The organism is Microvirga sp. Mcv34 (genome assembly GCF_024519725.1).
Classification (GTDB): Bacteria; Pseudomonadota; Alphaproteobacteria; order Rhizobiales; family Beijerinckiaceae; genus Microvirga.
Genome location: NZ_JALJRK010000033.1, coordinates 26,126 through 42,824, shown reverse-complemented (window position 1 = coordinate 42,824; position 16,699 = coordinate 26,126). Strand labels below are relative to the sequence as shown.

The 16,699-nt window shown below is 64.3% G+C and carries 19 protein-coding genes and 2 tRNA genes; 9 read left to right on the top strand and 12 right to left on the bottom strand.

The genetic code is table 11. The features are described from left to right. The first annotated feature begins 52 nt into the window (after positions 1–52). Positions 53–712, top strand: coding sequence for a Fe2+-dependent dioxygenase (locus tag OC446_RS17420; RefSeq protein WP_262030289.1), 660 nt, complete (start codon positions 53–55; stop codon positions 710–712). Positions 713–887: 175 nt separating this feature from the next. Here OC446_RS17420 and OC446_RS17415 read toward each other — a convergent pair whose 3' ends face one another. After that, a complete protein-coding gene (locus OC446_RS17415) occupies positions 888–1,508 on the bottom strand; it encodes a TIGR02466 family protein (protein WP_262030288.1) in 621 nt (206 codons plus the stop codon). Between the two features lie 192 nt (positions 1,509–1,700). On the opposite strand from OC446_RS17415, the gene OC446_RS17410 reads away from it, so the two are divergent. Further along, positions 1,701–2,876, top strand: a complete 1,176-nt coding sequence (locus tag OC446_RS17410; protein WP_262030309.1) for an adenylate/guanylate cyclase domain-containing protein — start codon at positions 1,701–1,703, stop codon at positions 2,874–2,876. Positions 2,877–2,922: 46 nt separating this feature from the next. Here OC446_RS17410 and OC446_RS17405 read toward each other — a convergent pair whose 3' ends face one another. After that, complete coding sequence (locus tag OC446_RS17405; protein ID WP_262030287.1) at positions 2,923–3,900, bottom strand: glutathione S-transferase family protein; 978 nt, start codon at positions 3,898–3,900, stop codon at positions 2,923–2,925. A 269-nt stretch (positions 3,901–4,169) separates the two neighbouring features. Between OC446_RS17405 and OC446_RS17400 the strand changes: the two genes are divergently transcribed. Both OC446_RS17400 and OC446_RS17395 read left to right on the top strand, forming a co-directional pair. Beyond that, positions 4,170–4,245, top strand: a tRNA-Ile gene (locus OC446_RS17400). Positions 4,246–4,431: 186 nt separating this feature from the next. Then, entirely contained in the window at positions 4,432–4,563 is a 132-nt protein-coding gene (locus OC446_RS17395) for a hypothetical protein (protein WP_262030286.1), read from the top strand. A gap of 165 nt (positions 4,564–4,728) precedes the next feature. Here OC446_RS17395 and OC446_RS17390 read toward each other — a convergent pair. Beyond that, a tRNA-Asn gene (locus OC446_RS17390) sits at positions 4,729–4,813 on the bottom strand. A gap of 589 nt (positions 4,814–5,402) precedes the next feature. Further along, positions 5,403–6,296 carry a LysR family transcriptional regulator gene (locus tag OC446_RS17385; protein WP_262030285.1) on the bottom strand — a complete coding sequence of 298 codons (894 nt, stop codon included), beginning with the start codon at positions 6,294–6,296 and terminating at the stop codon, positions 5,403–5,405. A 143-nt stretch (positions 6,297–6,439) separates the two neighbouring features. Between OC446_RS17385 and OC446_RS17380 the strand changes: the two genes are divergently transcribed. Next, positions 6,440–7,405, top strand: a complete 966-nt coding sequence (locus OC446_RS17380; protein ID WP_262030284.1) for an MBL fold metallo-hydrolase — start codon at positions 6,440–6,442, stop codon at positions 7,403–7,405. A 31-nt stretch (positions 7,406–7,436) separates the two neighbouring features. Continuing rightward, positions 7,437–8,096, top strand: coding sequence for a pyridoxamine 5'-phosphate oxidase family protein (locus tag OC446_RS17375; RefSeq protein WP_262030283.1), 660 nt, complete (start codon positions 7,437–7,439; stop codon positions 8,094–8,096). A gap of 120 nt (positions 8,097–8,216) precedes the next feature. On the opposite strand, the gene OC446_RS17370 is transcribed toward OC446_RS17375, so the two are convergent. Beyond that, positions 8,217–9,131 (bottom strand): alpha/beta fold hydrolase, encoded by a 915-nt coding sequence (locus tag OC446_RS17370; protein ID WP_262030282.1) that lies wholly within the window; start codon positions 9,129–9,131, stop codon positions 8,217–8,219. 135 nt (positions 9,132–9,266) lie between these two features. Between OC446_RS17370 and OC446_RS17365 the strand changes: the two genes are divergently transcribed. Further along, on the top strand, positions 9,267–10,166 hold the full coding sequence (locus tag OC446_RS17365) for a LysR family transcriptional regulator (protein WP_262030281.1): 900 nt from the start codon (positions 9,267–9,269) through the stop codon (positions 10,164–10,166). 41 nt (positions 10,167–10,207) lie between these two features. Here the strand turns inward: OC446_RS17365 and OC446_RS17360 are convergent, their stop codons facing one another. From OC446_RS17360 to OC446_RS17335, 6 genes are all read right to left on the bottom strand, one after another. Further along, positions 10,208–10,417 (bottom strand): hypothetical protein, encoded by a 210-nt coding sequence (locus OC446_RS17360; protein WP_262030280.1) that lies wholly within the window; start codon positions 10,415–10,417, stop codon positions 10,208–10,210. A 143-nt stretch (positions 10,418–10,560) separates the two neighbouring features. Further along, positions 10,561–10,809, bottom strand: coding sequence for a DUF6894 family protein (locus tag OC446_RS17355; RefSeq protein WP_262030279.1), 249 nt, complete (start codon positions 10,807–10,809; stop codon positions 10,561–10,563). 106 nt (positions 10,810–10,915) lie between these two features. Continuing rightward, positions 10,916–11,389: a VOC family protein gene (locus OC446_RS17350; protein WP_262030278.1), complete on the bottom strand. Its 474-nt coding sequence runs from the start codon at positions 11,387–11,389 to the stop codon at positions 10,916–10,918. 241 nt (positions 11,390–11,630) lie between these two features. Beyond that, the gene (locus OC446_RS17345) at positions 11,631–12,089 is read right to left on the bottom strand and encodes a DUF1236 domain-containing protein (RefSeq protein WP_262030277.1); all 459 of its coding nucleotides are present in this window, start codon (positions 12,087–12,089) and stop codon (positions 11,631–11,633) included. A 190-nt stretch (positions 12,090–12,279) separates the two neighbouring features. Then, positions 12,280–12,522, bottom strand: coding sequence for a hypothetical protein (locus OC446_RS17340; protein ID WP_262030276.1), 243 nt, complete (start codon positions 12,520–12,522; stop codon positions 12,280–12,282). Between the two features lie 362 nt (positions 12,523–12,884). Beyond that, the gene (locus OC446_RS17335) at positions 12,885–13,280 is read right to left on the bottom strand and encodes a hypothetical protein (protein WP_262030275.1); all 396 of its coding nucleotides are present in this window, start codon (positions 13,278–13,280) and stop codon (positions 12,885–12,887) included. A 499-nt stretch (positions 13,281–13,779) separates the two neighbouring features. Here OC446_RS17335 and OC446_RS17330 point away from each other — a divergent pair, with 499 nt between their 5' ends. Both OC446_RS17330 and OC446_RS17325 read left to right on the top strand, forming a co-directional pair. Continuing rightward, complete coding sequence (locus OC446_RS17330) at positions 13,780–13,980, top strand: hypothetical protein (protein ID WP_262030274.1); 201 nt, start codon at positions 13,780–13,782, stop codon at positions 13,978–13,980. 519 nt (positions 13,981–14,499) lie between these two features. Continuing rightward, complete coding sequence (locus OC446_RS17325; RefSeq protein WP_262030273.1) at positions 14,500–16,035, top strand: arylsulfatase B; 1,536 nt, start codon at positions 14,500–14,502, stop codon at positions 16,033–16,035. 230 nt (positions 16,036–16,265) lie between these two features. Here OC446_RS17325 and OC446_RS17320 read toward each other — a convergent pair. After that, positions 16,266–16,699: hypothetical protein (locus OC446_RS17320; protein ID WP_262030272.1), on the bottom strand; the 434-nt coding region annotated here is incomplete at its 5' end.

Genomic DNA, 16,699 nt, shown 5'->3' with positions numbered 1-16,699 from the left:
GTACTTAGCTACAGAATATGGGGAGGTCTGGCAAGCCTGAAGGTGCTCTCCCATGCTGATCACGATTGCGGATGTCCTCGCCCCGGCCGATCTCGAGGAGGTCCGGACGATGCTCGGCTCCATGCGCTTCGAGGACGGTCGCGCGACGGCGGGCTGGAGCGCCCGGCTGGTCAAGGACAACGAGCAGGCGCGCGAGGGGGCGGCGCTCACCGTGCTGCGGGAGAAGGTATCGGCTGCCATCCTAGGCCACGATGTCTTCAATCTCGCCGCGCGTCCGAAGGCTCTGACGCCGCTGATCTTCGCCCGCTACGGCGCGGGCCGGGAATACGGCTCCCACGTGGACAACCCGCTCATGAACGGCATCCGCACGGACGTGTCCTTCACGCTCTTCCTGGCCGATCCGGAGACTTACGACGGCGGCGAGCTCGTGATCGAATCCGTGTCCGGCGAGGAGGAGGTAAAGCTCCCGGCCGGGCATCTGGTGGCCTACGATTCCACGAGCCTGCACCGGGTCGCGCCCGTCACGCGGGGAGAGCGCATGGTGGCGGTGGGCTGGGCGCAGAGCTACGTGCGCGACAGCGCCCGGCGCGAGCTTCTGTTCGATTTGGAAACCGCCAGGCGCAACCTGTTCGCCCAATCGGGCAAGACGCCGGAATTCGACCTCTTGGCGAAGAGCAGCGCCAATCTCTTCCGCATGTGGGCGGAGGTTTGAGGGGCGGCTTTTCCCAGAAATACTCCGTCCTCATCCTGAGGAGGTCGCGAAAGCGACCGTCTCGAAGGAGGATCCAGAGCACGCTGGAAGCTCCTTCGAGACGCAGACTGCGTCTGCTCCTCAGGATGAGGATGAGAATCGAAATAAAGCTGGTTTTGCCCGGACCCGCCGTGTCCTACTGCCAGGAATAGTTGAAGCTCACGCTGATGCGCTCGCTCTCGGCCTCGTTCAAGGGCACCTCGTGGCGCAGCCAGCTTTCCCAGAGCAGCACCGTGCCGGGGACCGGCTTCATGTAGGCGAACTGCCGGTTCTCCTGCTTGGCCTTCGGCTTGCGCGGCGGCGCGGCCATCATGAAGCCGAGGCGCGGGTCCTCGAGCTTGAGCGCGCTCGCGCCCTCGGGAATCGTCACGTAATAGGTGCCGCTGATCACCGAATGCGGGTGGATGTGGGACGTGTGGATGCCGCCCGGCGGGAGGATGTTGATCCACAGGCTGTCGAGCACGAGCTTGCGGCCCTGGAGGTCGAATTCCAGCTCCTTGGCGAAGCTCGCCACGTGCTTGTCGAGCTCCTTCAGAAGCTCGCCGAACACCGGCACCCGCCAGGGCAGGTCGTTCAGGGACGCATAGGACGTATAGCCGGGATAGCCGTGCTTCTCGCACCAGCGCTGGCCGGCCTCGTCATCCTCGGCGATGGACAGGCAGGCCGCTTCCAGCTCCGCATTGCGAAGCTCGGCCTTGGCGCCCGTCATCTCGGCGCGGTAGACTTTGGTGACGAAAAGCGTATCGATGCTTGCCATGGCTTGGCTCTATTCCGGCCACAGGCTTCTGTCAAAGCCATTGCCCTTTCGGGAAGGGCATCCCAGCTTTCCGGATGGAACGATTCCTGACGGAACGATTCCTGGCGGGTTGAAGGATCCACCGGGACAACACACCTTGGCCTTATGATGTCATCCTCCCTCCTGCCGGCCTCTCCGGACGATCTCCTGACCATGGCGCGAAGCCTCGACGCGGAAAGCCTCGCGCGGGTCATCGCCCTGCGGGACTGGCTGATCACCGTAGCGGGCCAGATGGAGGATTCGAACGAGGTCCTGTCGGGCTTCCTCAACCGGCTGATCGAGCTCGGCCTGCCTATCGACCGGGCGGTTTCCGCCATCGAGACGCTGCATTCGGAATATGCCGGGATCGGGCGGTTCTGGACCCGCGAGGAGGGGACGGTCGTGCGCTATCTCCCGCACGGCGATCGCCGCGAGACCGTCTACCAGACGAGCCCCTTCGCCCATGTCAACCGCACGAGGGAGTGGCTCGTCCTCGATCTCGCGAATACGCCCGACGATCTCTTTCCGATCATCCCCGAGCTGAAGGACGCGGGCTATCGCCATTACGTCACCATCCCGATCCGTTTCACCAACGGGGCCGAGAACGCGATCTCCTTCGCGACGCGGTCGCCGCAGGGCTTCGGCATCCGCGAGCTGACGATCCTGCGCATGGTGATCCCATCCTTCTCCCTCGTCACCGAGCTGCGCGCGACGAGCAACCGGCTCGACGAGGTGCTGCGCATCTATGTGGGCGACGATCCGCACAAGGCGATCCTCTCCGGCGCCATCCAGCGCGGGCAGGTGACGCGGATCCGCTCAGCCATCCTGTTCGCCGACATGCGCGACTACACGCATATCTCGTCGACCCTGAGCCCGGAAAGCGCGGTCGAACTCCTGAACAATTATTTCGACTGCCTCGTGCCGCCCATCGAGGATGAAGGCGGCGAGGTGCTGAAATATCTGGGTGACGGGCTTCTCGCCATCGTGCGCGACAAGGGCGACGACACGGGCGGCGCCGCCCAATCGGCGCTCACGGCCGCCACCAAGGCGCTGCGGCGCATCGAGGCCGCCAACAACGAGGGCCGTTTCCCGGTGCCGATCAATGTCGGCCTGGACCTTCACCATGGCGACGCGGCCTACGGCAATGTGGGCTCCGGCCAGCGCCTCGACTTCACGGTGATCGGCCGCGACGTGAACCTCGCGAGCCGCATCGCGGAGCTGAACAAGAGGCTGGGCGAACCGCTGCTCATGTCCAAGCCCTTCGTCGAGCATCTCTGGGGCAATCCCTCGCCGCTGGGCCCTCACGAGGTCGAAGGTTTCGCCGAGGCGATCGAGGTTTACAAGCCGTAGGGCATCCCTTCACGCAAAACCGGTTCCCACTTTTGCGCTCGATGCTTTAGAGACGATCCCGCCCATGCGGCGCGTCGAGATCCAGGATCGGTCCGAGCGGCACGATGCCCGTGGGATTGATGGTTTTGTGGCTCTCGTAATAATGCCCCTTGATATGCGCCATGTTCACGGTGCCGCCGATGCCGTCCGTCTGATAGATGTCGCGCAGGTAGCCCGAGAGATGCGGGTAATCGGCGATGCGACGCAGGTTGCACTTGAAATGACCCACATAGACCGGGTCGAAGCGCACCAGCGTGGTGAAGAGCCGGATGTCCGCCTCGGTTAGCCGGTCGCCGCAGAGATAGCGCCGTGAGGACAGGCGCTCGTCGAGACAATCGAGCGTCTCGAACAGCGGACGCACCGCTTCCTCATAGGCCTGCTGCGTCGTCGCGAAGCCGGCCTTGTAGACCCCGTTGTTGACGCTGTCGTAGATGCGCGCATTCAGGGCGTCGATCTCGGGGCGCAGGTCGGCCGGCCAGTAATCGCCCGGCGTGGCGCCCACTTCGTCGAAGGCGGCGTTCAGCATGCGGATGATCTCGGCGGATTCGTTGTTCACGATGGTGCTGGTCGCCTTGTCCCAGAGCACCGGCACCGTCACGCGGCCGGTGTAGTCGGGTACGGCCGCCGTATAGACCTCGTAGAGGTATCGCGCCCGGTTGATGGGATCGGGAACGACGCCCGGCCCGTCCTCGAAGGTCCAGCCGTGCTCGAGCATGCGCCAGTGCACGACGGAGATGTCGATCATCGCCTCCAGGCCTTTCAGTCGGCGCATGATCAGGGTGCGATGCGCCCAGGGGCAGGCGAGCGAGACGTAGAGGTGATAGCGCCCCGGCTCCGCCTTGAACCCACCCTCGCCGGAGGGGCCAGCCGAGCCGTCGGGGGTGACCCAGCTGCGGAAGGCCGAGGGCTTGCGGACGAAGCGTCCACCGGTGCCCTTGGTGTCGTACCATTGGTCGTGCCAGACCCCGTCGATCAGCAAACCCATCCCGTTCTCCCAGTCTCGTCCCGGCCCAAGCGGGAAAGCAGACAGATGGAGGATCCGGGCGGGCGTCAAGGGGGCAGAGACATCCCGCCATCGACGACAGGACGAAACCGGCTTGACGGACAGGGCGATGTATTACAGGAACATGCGTGGCCTCCGGGCTCCTCCGGACTACCCTTTCGCCTGGGTCTTGCTCATGGAAAGGGCAGGGCCGCCGTCACGACAAGGGGTGGCGACGGGCTTCCCCGGACGATCCCTTGCCTTCCTCGGAAGGGCCTGTAGCTCAATGGTTAGAGCCGGCCGCTCATAACGGTCTGGTTGCAGGTTCGAGTCCTGCCGGGCCCACCAATCCGACATTCGTCTCGATGGCCCGACGCGAGAGGCGCGACCGATATGGTCCAGGGCCGACCGACTCACATTGAACCTTAGTCTTATGCAAAAAGTTGTGTGACTTTGGTCACAGACGAAACCCCGCGAATGGGCCATCGTCGGGCGAGCCTGCCCCGTTTGCGCAGCAGGACTGAGGAGCGTGTGATGTCGCAGGAAAAGCAGAGCACCCCGGGGCCCAGTCTGCATGCCGTGAAGGAGCACGTGAAGGCGATGCTGAGGAAGCTCCCCCGACCGGGCCCGAGGCGGCAGGAGCACCAATACGCGGACGCGGCCTGAATCACCACGCACCACAGCGCTTCATGCCATCATTGCATTGTGCGGAGAAACGGTCATGCTGGCGTGAGCGTCGTTCCAAAACGGCCTGCGGGACGCGCGACATCCCGCGCGCCGCAATGGCTCTGTCGCTCATGCGGCCGGTTTCAGCAAGGTTCGGGAAGAGGTTGGCTCCCAGAGAGGGTCTCGAACCCCCACGCCTTTCGGCGGCGTGTCAACAGCACGCTGCGTCTTCCAATTTCGCCATCTGGGAACACACGCACGGCCTCTGCGATGAGCAGAAACGCGGACTGAAGAAACGATCACGTATTGAGGCTTCAACGTTTGCTCAGTCCTAAAAAAATAGTATCGATTTACTGTATTCGGCAATATCAGGCAGTTAGCTATTCTGAAGTACTCATTGCCAGGATTGTCGATAATGGCGCCCGGGGAAAGGTATTCTGTCGAATTAACGCCGAAGAGAAAGGGCAGCGGATCGCCCCATCACCGACCCTCGTAGCGCGGGGCCGATGGCGATGAAACTTTTCTTGCCGGTAGCTGTTGAGCTAGCGGTCAACAGCATGCGGGACCCGGGATGCCTCCTCCAGACCTTCGGCATCCCGGGTCCTTTTTCGTCGGGCATCCGCGCCCGTCGAGCCCGCGCCCTCCGCTTCCAGCCAATCGGGCCAGGTGGGGAGCTTCGCGAGCCGATCGGTTCATGCGGCGACAGTGGAATGGGATCAGAGACGGACCTTCCCCAGCCTCGCCGCCGTAAGAGAGCCGTTTCCACGGGCGTGGGATCATCTCTCTTCTTTGTTTGACCGCATTTCTCGGCGAAGCGGATCTACTTCGCCAAAAATGCCCTAGGCCAGATGCGCTCGAAGTCGCGGCACCGTCCAATCGATGAAGGCGCGGGCCTTGGGCGCCAGCAGACCGGCTTCAGGGTAGATCAGGCTGACCGGGAACGGCTCGGGCGCAAAACCTTCGAGGAGTTCGACCAGGGCGCCCGAGCGCAACTCTTTCTCGATTTGATACGAGAGGAGACGCACGATCCCCAGACCCGCGACCGCTGCGGCCACGGCAGCTTCTGTCGAGTTGACGGCAATGCGCGTGCGCGGTTCGGCCGTCCAGGTGGGACTGTCGCCGCGGTAGCGCCACTCGGGCGCCGTCTCAAAGCCCCGGAACGTGATGCCGTCATGCACCGCGAGGTCGCGCGGCGTCGCGGGAATGCCGCGTCGGGCCAGATAGGCGGGGCTTGCGCAGGCGACGCGCCGGACCGCGCCGACCCTCGTCGCCCGTAATCCGCTATCGACCAAGTGGCCGATGCGAACGGCAACATCAATGTGCTCCTCGGCCAGGTTCACTTGGCGGTCGTTGAGGAGGAGCCGCAAGTCGATGTCCGGGAGTTCTTTCAGGAAGTCGAGCGCAATCGGCAGGACGTGCGTTCGCCCGAACACGATGGGCGCCGTCACCTGGAGTTCGCCTTTGAGCGCCGTGTACTCGCCTGCCGCCTCGCGCTCCGCCTCCTCGACTTGCTCCAGAATGCGCTTGGCAGCCTCAACATAGGCGCGGCCCGCGTCGGTGAGTTCGATCCGTCTGCTTGTGCGCACCACAAGCTGGGCGCGCAGATGCCGCTCCAGGTCCGCCACCTTGCGGCTCACCGTCGCGAGCGGTGCGCGCAGGCGCCGGGATGCGGCGGACAGGCTGCCTTCCTCCACGACGGCGAGCAGAACGGCCATGGCCTCGAAGCGATCCATCGCGCCTTCCAGAAACTGAGAGGAAACGTCTCGAAGTCTCAGGATACCGCTCAGGAAGGAGAGGGTCTAGCGTTCCGTCGGAGTCGGGCATCAACGCTGATCAGGTTCGGTGGCTCGGCCCGCAAAGACCCGGAGCTTGTCCCATGCCTCTCTTGCTCTCCCGTCGCGCTTTTAGCCTCGGCCTTCCAGCCGCCAGCCTGATCTTCGGAGCACAGATCCTCCCTGTGCGAGCAGCAAACGCGCCGTCTGGCTCCGCCGTGACGCCGCTCGCGCAGATAAGGGTGGGCCGCTTCACCGTGACAGCCCTCTCGGACGGGTACGCGGACATGCCCTACGGATACTTTCCCGGCCGCACACCCGAGCAGGTCGAGGCGGCCGCCAAGGCACAGTTCACGGCACGGACCAGCGGTGTCCGCTTCCTGTTCAATCAATATCTCGTCGAGGATGGATCGAACCGCATTCTGATCGACTCCGGACCCGCAGGCTCGATGGGCCACACCGGCAACCTTCCGCAGGCGCTCGCGGCCCGAGGGCTGGGGGCCGACCAGATCGATGCCGTGATCGTGACCCATATGCACCAGGATCATGTGGGCGGCCTCGTCGCGGGTGGCCGGCGCAGCTTCCCGAATGCGGAGGTGTATGTCGACCGACGGGATATCGTGCACTGGACCGATCCGGGTAAGCAGGCCGCCGCGCCCGACTACCTCCAGGACAGCTTCCGCCTCTCGTCCGATCTCGTGCGCCTGTACCCCAAGCTCCAGGCGACACAGGGCGACCATCAGATCGCGCGCGGCGTTTCGCTCATCGACCTTACGGGTCATACACCCGGGCACATCGGCGTGCGGATCGAAGACGGTGGGCAGAGCCTGATCATGGTTTCCGACATGCTGTTCCCGGTGGTCCATCCGGCCATGGGCACCGACGTGAACTTTCTTCTCGAGCAGGATCGCCCGGCCGCGCAGGCCATGCGTGCCCGTTTCTTTCCACGCGCAGCCGAGGAGGGGGCGCTCATCGCGGCAACGCACATGCCCTTCCCGGGTCTGGGCCGGATCGTCTCCGACCAGGGCCGCCTGGCCTGGCTCCCTGCGGACTGGGCCTATCAGGACTGATCCCAGTCCTTTTGTCCCGACGAGGTTCGACATGCTGCACAAGTGGCTCGAGATCGCATCGACGCCTTCCGTGAAGCTCGCGCGCGAGTCCTACGGCAGCGCGGCCCAGTACGCGCGCCTGGATGGAACGCTCGACAAGGACGGGCCGGTCCGCAACGACCGGCTCGGTCAAGCGGAGTTGGCCTTCATCGCAGGACGTGACGGGTTCTATCTCGCGTCCGTGTCCGAAACAGGGTGGCCCTACGTGCAGTATCGGGGTGGGCCGGTCGGATTTCTGCGGGCCTTGGACGATCATACACTCGGCTTCGCGGATTTTCGCGGCAACCGGCAATATGTGACGACCGGCAATGTCGCGGCCAACGACCGTGTATCGCTCTTCCTGATGGACTACGCCCATCAGCGGCGACTCAAGATCTTCGGGCGCCTGCGGATGATCGATGCGAAAGTGGATCCCGAACGCGTCGCCACCCTTGCCGAACCTGGCTACGCGGCGCGTTCTGAGCGTGCCGCGCTGATTCACGTGGAGGCCTTCGACTGGAACTGTCCTCAGCATATTACCCCGCGCTTCACGCGCGAGGAGCTGGACGAAGCGCTCACGCCCGTGCGTGCGGAGATCGAAAGTCTGCGAACCGAGAACCAACGTCTGCGTCGTCTCCTGGGCCAAGAGGCTGACTCTGCCGGGCAGGGCTGACGGCACGAGCGCACCACCCGCAGGAAATCGCGCTTTTCGTGGACAACATCGGTCCTCCCGCCGCACGGCTCGCGTCATGACGGCCTATCGGCGCCATCCGTCGCCGCGGCGGTTGATCGCTCATGGGGCCGAGAGGAAGGAGCGAACCATGGCGCTCGTCGCCGTCGGGTTCTCCTCCATGATCCAATGACCTGAATCCGGAATGATCCCTTCGGTCACGTCGCTGGCGGCAAACCGCATCACGGTCGCCATCATCGGTCCGAACGACTTCTCGCCTCCGATCGCCAGCACCGGCATCCCGAGCTTCCCCTTGGATTCAAGGAAGGCCTTATTGTCGACGGCATCCTGATCGAACGCGGCAAACTGGGCGAAGCCTGAATGCATGGCGCCCGGCAGGGCGTACAGCTCGGCATAGTGCTCCCGTGAGGCTTCGGTGAAGCGACTGGGCGTCGCCGAGAACTCATTCCAGAAGCGATCGAGATAAATGCGCTCGCGGCCGGCGACGAGGCGTTCCATGTCGGGCCCGCCAAACCGGAAATGCCACAGCAGCGGATTTTTCAGGATCTCGTCCCATGGGCCGATGCCCGGCAGGGGAGCATCGATCAGAACGAACCGCCTCACCCGTTCCGGATGCTGGATGGCGAAGGCATAGCCGACCATGTTGCCGATGTCGTGCGTGACCAGATCGGCGCGATCGATCTTGAGCGCGTCGAGCACGCCGGCCACGTCGCCGGCCTGCGTCTTCTTGTCGAATCCCTCCGCCGGTTTCGAGGACAGTCCCAGGCCGCGCAGGTCCGGAACCACGACCGTATGATCATGGACGAGTTCCTTGGCCAGGGGAGCCCACATATCGCCGGTTTCGCCATAACCGTGCAGAAGGACCACGGCCGGACCCGTGCCGCCGACGCGGACATGGATCGTGGCGCCGTTGGTTGCGATCTCCTGCGTTCGAAGCTCGGCCGGGAACTGGACCTGCGCGGCGGTCGGCAGCGCGATGGCCGCGGCTCCGAGAGCACTGATGACGAACCTGAGCATGGGGCCTCTCCGATGATTTGGAGAGCTTTCGTCGCGATGGCGATCGGTGCCTCTCCGGTCGAGGCGGAGATAGCGTCCCGGGGCCTTCCGGATTAGGCTGCAAAAGGAGAAACTGGCCTCCGGACAATCCGAACGATGATGAAACTCGATGGAATTGCAACGTTCGTCGCCGTCGCAGAAGCCGGTTCGATCAGCGAAGCCGCGCGCCGCCTGAGATTGTCGAAGTCGGTGGTCAGCGACCGGTTGGTCGAGCTCGAGCGCAGTCTCGGTGTGAGGCTCGTGCATCGGAGCACGCGACGGCTGAGCCTGACGGAGGACGGGATCACCTTCCGCGAGAGGGCGTCCCGCATCGTCCACGAGGTCGAGGAGGCGATCGCCGAGATGGCCCAGCGCAGCGGCGCTCTGGTCGGCCCGTTGCGCATCTCCGCGCCGGTGACGTTCGGCCGAATGCATCTCGGGCCGGCCGTTTATCCGTTCCTCGCCAAGCATCCCGGCATCGAGCTGACGCTCGATCTCGATGATCGGCGGATCGACCTGTCCGCGGAAGGATATGACGCCGTGGTCCGACACGGACCGCTCTTGGATTCGCGGCTGGTCGCCTGGCGGCTGGCGCCAAGCCGGCGGGTCCTCGTCGCGTCGCCGGAATACCTGGCGCGGCATGGCACGCCCGGCGCGGCCGGCGACCTCGAGGCTCATCGCGGGATCTTCTATACCAACCGGGGCGTCGACGACTGGCGGTTCCCGGGGCCGGGCGGGGCAACGATCGTGCGCGGCCGCACGGCCCTGCGCGTGAACAACGGCGACATGATGCGGGATGCCGCCTTGTCCGGGATCGGCATTGCCCTCCTGCCGACCTTTATCGTCGGGCCCGACATCGCGAGCGGCCGTCTTCAGGCGATCGATGCAGGGGTCAGGCCCGCGCCTGAGTTCATCTATGTCGCCCATCTGGAGGGACGGCGGCCTTCGGCCAAGCTGAGGGCCTTTGCCGAGTGTTTGCGCGAAGCGTTCGGAGAGCCGCCCTATTGGGAGCCTTGACGGCGCCCCGGTCGAGACGCCCAGCGCTGCCGAAAAAGGCTTTAGCCATAGGGAAAGGAGCTATGGCCGAAAAACCTCCTGGGCGGCATCGGGAGTTCCTTGAAGGTCTCGCCCACGACCGCGCTCTTGATCGTGTCCCGGCTCACGCCATAGTCCCGGGAAAGCTTGCCCCATTCCCGCTCGCCGGATGCGAACCTCAGACGAGCCTCCAGAACCTGCTCGGTGGTCAGCTTTCGATTGGGGGCCGGCATGACGAATCTCCCTAAGAACATATAGGGAACGTCTCACGAGTCTCCGGGATGCGTCGATAGGCCGAAGGGGAGCCTGTGGAGAACGTGGACGAGGAATGCCGGAGGCCGCTCCCGCGCCATCCGGACCTCGCCCTACGGGCGCTTCAATGGGATTTCGGGGTGAACTGAAGAGCCTCCAGGAACGGAAATTCCAGGACGATCTCATCGAGGTCATCCCTCACCTCGATGTGGGAGGACGCCCAATCGACCGGCTTGTCGAACTGGGTGTCCATCAGGTTCCGAGCCATGGCGCTCGCGACTTCCCACGCCTGGTCGGGATCGCGCAGAGACTGCCCCTCCGGGTCACTGAGAACGTCCGCTCCGATATGGATGTTGAAGAAGTATTTCGGCATGGCTTCTCTCTGCACGGACGGCGCCTGAGAGCCAAGTATCCTTGGCCATGAGAGTTCCATGCGCAGACGCGTAGCCTCTCCTCCTGCCGCCGGACGCGGGAACGCATCACCCGCGTCGCGCGGCCTCGATCGCCGCGACGTCGATCTTCTGCATGGTCATCATCGCCGCGAAGGCGCGCTTGGCTTCATCGCCGCCCGCCGCCAGCGCGTCCGTCAGGACGCGCGGGGTGATCTGCCAGGATACGCCCCATTTGTCCTTGCACCAGCCGCACGCGCTCTCCTGGCCGCCATGGCCCACGATGGCGTTCCAGTAGCGGTCGGTCTCCTCCTGGTCGTCGGTGGCGATCTGGAACGAGAAGGCCTCGTTGTGCGTGAACGCGGGCCCGCCGTTGAGGCCGAGACAGGCCACGCCCGCGACGGTGAACTCGACCGTCAGCACGTCGCCCTCCTGGCCCGCCGGATAATCGCCCGGCGCCCGGTGCACCGCGTGAACGGCGCTGTCGGGAAAGACCTCGGCATAGAAGCGGGCCGCAGCCTCGGCGTCCTTGTCGTACCAGAGGCAGATCGTGTTCTTCGCCATGCGGTGCTCCTTCCCTTGGAGGCCGGGATTGCGGCCTCGTCCCCGTTGCTCTTTCGGCCGGGGCAGCGAACCGCATTTGGCCGCCCGGATCAAGAGCGGGCTGGGCAGGGGAAGAGGACCGGCCGGAGTCGATCGCGCCTCCGGCCGTCGGACGATGCCCCGGTGGGGCGGCCACCAGAGGGAGCCGGTGGCCGGGGAGCGGCTTCAAGGAGCCATCGACGCTCCGGACGGATTCATCGATTCACCGGATCACGCGCATGACCCGGCGGGATTGCGGATCCACTACGACGATCTTCTGATCGGGCGAGATGAAGTAGCCGTACTGGGTCCCAGGCGAAAGTCCCTGGATCGAGACGCTCTGCATGTCGCCGGTGTCGATCCAGTCCGGAACCGGGCTTCCGCGCCGGAGCTTGACGCCGCTGGGCTGGGCATAGCGAGGCCCGATGCGGTGAAGATCGTCGGCGGGCGTCATCATCCAGCCATCCTGCGTGTAGCCCATGGTGGTCACGCCGGGCGGCAGATCCGCCGGGTTCACGGCATAGCCCAACGCCGGAATGCCTCCGGGAGGTGCGGCCGGACTGAGCGGTGCGGTGGGGCTGACCCTGAGCGTCAAGGGTTGCGCAACCGCCAGGGATGAAAACGCGACGGAGGCCGCAGCCAAACCGCCCAGCAATGTCAAAGGCTTTGCAAACGAACGCATCTGAACCCTCCTTGTCGTTGTGAACAATCGTACCTCGGCCAGGATAGGGGACGGGCCGGCTCGTGCTTGACCGTGAGGGACGTTCCCTTGACCTTTCCCGCCAAAGGCCCGCCGCCATGGCGCCGAAGAGCGGAGCGGGCGTTCCGCGGCCGCTCCACGGGCCGAGCCCGCGGCTCCGACGGGAGGCCGATCAGCAGCGCCGCACCAGCATTGTCTGCGTTCCCCGGCGGACGGGAACCAGAGGGCACTTGTCGGAGGTGCGGTTGGGGTTGGTCACGACGGCTCCCGTCCTGCCGACATCGACGCCGCGGTCAACCGCGGCTCCCCCCGTCATGCCACCTCGATCACCGCCACCGCCGCGCGCCGAGGCGTCTCCCGCGAGAAGGATGGCGCCGAGGGCGAGAGCACCGAGTCCAATCAGGACGTTCTTCATGATCCGTCTCCGTATCCTGTGAGCCTGCGATCATGCTGCCGCGTCGCCTGAACGAGTACGATCCAAGATGCATCGCGGGCGCAGGCGATCTCCTGAGCCCTTCGGGCGAAAGTCGGTTCGGCCCGTATACCCTTGGCCGAACCCGGCTCGGCGGCCGCACGGGCTGCCATTCACGCATGGCCGACGGACGTCTGCTTGATCGACAAAGACATTCGCTTGACACAAGGTGCCAATCCTCCGCTCCGTCGCGGCAGGGCAGGCGATAGGGCTCCCCCGCGCGGGTCATCATCCGCTCGCGCCGACCCGAAGCCGTGGGGTTCAAAAACGTAAGGGGGCGGCCATACGGGGAGGGGGAGCGGCCTTTACTTCTCCGGCCGGCGGAACACGCCCTGGATCACCGATCCGCGCCCGATGAGTTCGGGCGGCGGGTTTTCCCAATCCACCTCCTCGGATTGGCGCCCGTGCCAGTACACCATCCAGCGGCCCTGCGGGTCCTGATACACGCCGTAGATCAGGTGGCCGCGCCACTCGCCGTGGCCGCGCCACTCGCTGTGGCCGGGCGGCTCGCCGTGGTCGTCCGACGCGCCGTGGTCGCGGCGGGAGAGCGAAACGATGAGATCGCGAATGCCGCGCAGCGCCAGCCACGCGAGGCCGAGCACGGTGACCGGGATGGCGACGAGCCACAGGGCTTGGATGAATTCGGGCCAGGTGTGGAACTTCGAGAGCCAATCGGCCCACAGGCTGTACGGTTGGTCCATCGCGACAACTCCCTTCGTCGAGACGACCACCAGCGGGAGCTGGTGGCCGGGGAGTTCAGAAGCCGCACAAGGACGACCGCGCTGCCCTTTAGGCTTTCGCCCTGGACATGCGACAGCGCCTCCCCGACCGTAAGGTTGGGAAGGCATCGTTGCGGCCAATGCCGACCGCTTCAGGAGAGGTTCTGACGCCCCAGAACCGGATGCGCCCGGTTCCGGTGACGAGGTAACACGCAACAGGGGTGCTGGGTCAATGGGCTGGAGCATTCTCCGCCGCTTCATCATCGGGCCCGTGCCGATGACCCCATGCTCACACCCTTTGCCCTCATCCTGCGGAGCAGGCGTCTCGAAGGAGGATCCAGAGCGCGATGGGTAATCCTTCGAGACGCAGCCTCTCGGCTGCTCCTCAGGATAAGGGTCGAGTGTCCGGAAACGTGGATAGCCGGAACAAGTCCGGCCATGGCGGAGTAGGGTTCATTGCCGGCAATCTACGGAGACGCAAATGCACATTGACCGCAACATCATCTTAGCGCGACTGGAAGTCATCATCGACAGCCTCAGTCTTCTCGAGTTAGACCCGAAAGCGATTGCCGAAAATGATGAGCGCCTCGTCGATTTTGCCATTGAACACGGCCAGAGCTTGGATTGGCTTGTGATGGGTGATGTTCGAAACTACATCCGAATGGCGGCTGAAAGACGCTGAAACCATAAATTATGTTTGCACTCCTTACAGGCGATGACCAGGCCTGTCCCGGCCATCCCGATGCTGTGACGCGCGGTCCTTTTCCGATCGAGTTCACCGGCACGGGTCCCCGGATCGAGTTCGGGGAGGTGATGACGTGGCGAGTGTCATTCCGGGGCGTCGCAGTCGAACCCGTAACCCGTAAGCGCCAAAATCATGGAAAAATCCGCAGCGCCCATAATCGCATTCTTGCTCGCCACGGCGCGTTCATGGACTCCGGATTCTCCTCTGAAATGGTCTCTTCGTTAGCTTCAGCTATGTACCCTGAGGAGACAGTCGCATCGAGCCGAACACCGCGGACGGGTGAGCTTCCTTGAAGGGCTGCATGCTCTTCGTTTCGCAAAATGGCGCCTCCATCAACAGCCGCGGCTGTTGATCAAGATCAATGAGCGCCGAAAAGAGGAATGTCAGCCTATCCGTTGGACAATGCCTCCGAACCCCGCTTTCGTCTGCCACCTTGCAAACTCGGGAGTCTCTCTCATGTCGCATCCAACCGACTTGGAATGCGCAACTCTCAACGATCTTACGCGCCGCGACATGCTCAAGGGCGGTGCAGCCGCGGCCGGGGTGGCGACATGGGTCGCCACAATGGGCGCTCCCGGCCGGGCCAGCGCCCAGGCACCCTTACGCCCGAACATCATCTACATCGTCTCCGACGATCAGGGATGGAAAGATGTCGGCTTCAACGGCTCCGACATTGCAACACCCCATCTGGATGCCCTGGCCAAGACCGGCGTTCAACTTGAGCAATTCTATGCCCTGCCGATGTGTACCCCAAGCCGGGCAACCTTGATGACCGGGCGCTATCCATTCCGCTATGGACTCCAAACAGGCGTGATCCCGTCCGGGGGAAGCTACGGATTGGCGATGGACGAATGGCTCCTGTCGCAGGCCATGCAGGACGCCGGGTACAGGACGGCCATGGTCGGAAAGTGGCATCTCGGACATGCGAGGACGGAACTCTGGCCGCGCCAGCGCGGGTTCGACTCATACTACGGCCCCCTTGTCGGGGAGATCGACCATTTCAAGCACGAGGCTCATGGCGTCGTAGACTGGTATCGCGACAACACGCTCGTGCGCGAGCCCGGATATGACACGACCTTGTTCGGCCGTGAGGCGGTTAAACTCATCACTGACCATGACGTCAGCCGTCCGCTGTTCCTCTATCTCGCGTTCACCGCGCCGCACACACCCTATCAAGCCCCGCAAGAGTATCTCGACAAGTACCCGCAGATCGCCGATCCGTTGCGGCGGGCCTACGCAGCCCAAATTACCGCGATGGACGACGAAATCGGCAAGGTCGTCGCTGCCCTCGATCAGAAAGGCATTCGGGAGAACACACTCGTGATCTTCCACAGCGACAATGGCGGCACGCGCTCGTCCATCTTCGCCGGCGAGTCCGAGGTGCGAGGTGACCTGCCTCCGAACAACGGCGTATACCGCGACGGCAAGGGGACGCTGTATGAGGGCGGGACCCGCGTCTGCGGGCTTGCGAACTGGCCGGGGCAGCTCCCACCCGGCAAGGCCAGTGGGCTGATCCATATCGCCGACATGTATCCGACCCTCGCGGCCCTTGCGGGAGCCAAACTGGAGAAGAACAAGCCGCTGGACGGCTACAACATGTGGGATCACCTGTCCGGTCGCGGAGAGTCGCCCCGCCAGGAGATCGTCTACAACATCGAGCCGTTCCGGGCGGCGGTCCGACAGGGCGACTACAAGCTTGTTTGGTTGCCGCTCCTGCCGGGCCGCATCGAACTGTTCGACATTGCTCGCGATCCTGCGGAGAAGGACAACCTGGCCGAGAGCAAAGGTAACCAAGTCGAGACGCTGAAACAGCGGATTGAAGACCTTGCGAGCAGCGCTGTGCAGCCGCTGTTGCTTGCGCAGATGGTGAAGACCACCTTCGGCGCACCGCCCTCGACGCCAAAAGCCGATGAAAGTCCAGTGACCGCCACGCCAGGCCCTAATGAAGCGACCGGCCAGGACTTCCTCTCGGCTATAGAAAGGCGCGACTAGGCGTCAACATCTCAATGCAACACATAACGGCTTCCTTGAACCACCGGTCTAAAGGGCAATGGCGGCGGTGCCGACGGGCTGGCATGAGGCCATTCTTGTGAACAGTCGAGACGCGCTTGCCCACTTGGATGGTCTCCGCTGAGTCGGAAGAGGAAGGCAGTTGCGCCTTCTTCAATGGCGTTCAACGAACTCTCCGGACAGCGGGTCTCACGCCTAAATTCCCTCGCCATTCATGAACCCCCATTCCCACGCCCGATCAGCTCCGGCGGCGGGTTGGTCCAGTCGACTTCCTGCGGTTTGCGCCCGTGCCGATAGACCATCCAGCGGCCCTGCGGGTCCTGATACACGCCGTAGATCAGGTGGCCGCGCCACCCGCCGTGGCCGCGCCACTCGCCGTGGCCGTGCGGCTCGCCGTGGTCGTCCGACGCGCCGTGGTCGCGGCGGGAGAGCGAAACGATGAGATCGCGGAGGCCGCGCAGCGCCAGCCACGCGAGGCCGAGCACGGTGACCGGGATGGCGACGAGCCACAGGGCTTGGATGAATTCGGGCCAGGTGTGGAACTTCGAGAGCCAATCGGCCCACAGGCTGTACGGCTGATCCATCGCGACAACTCCCTTCGTCGAGACGACCACCAGCGGGAGCTGGTGGCCGGGGAGTTCAGAAG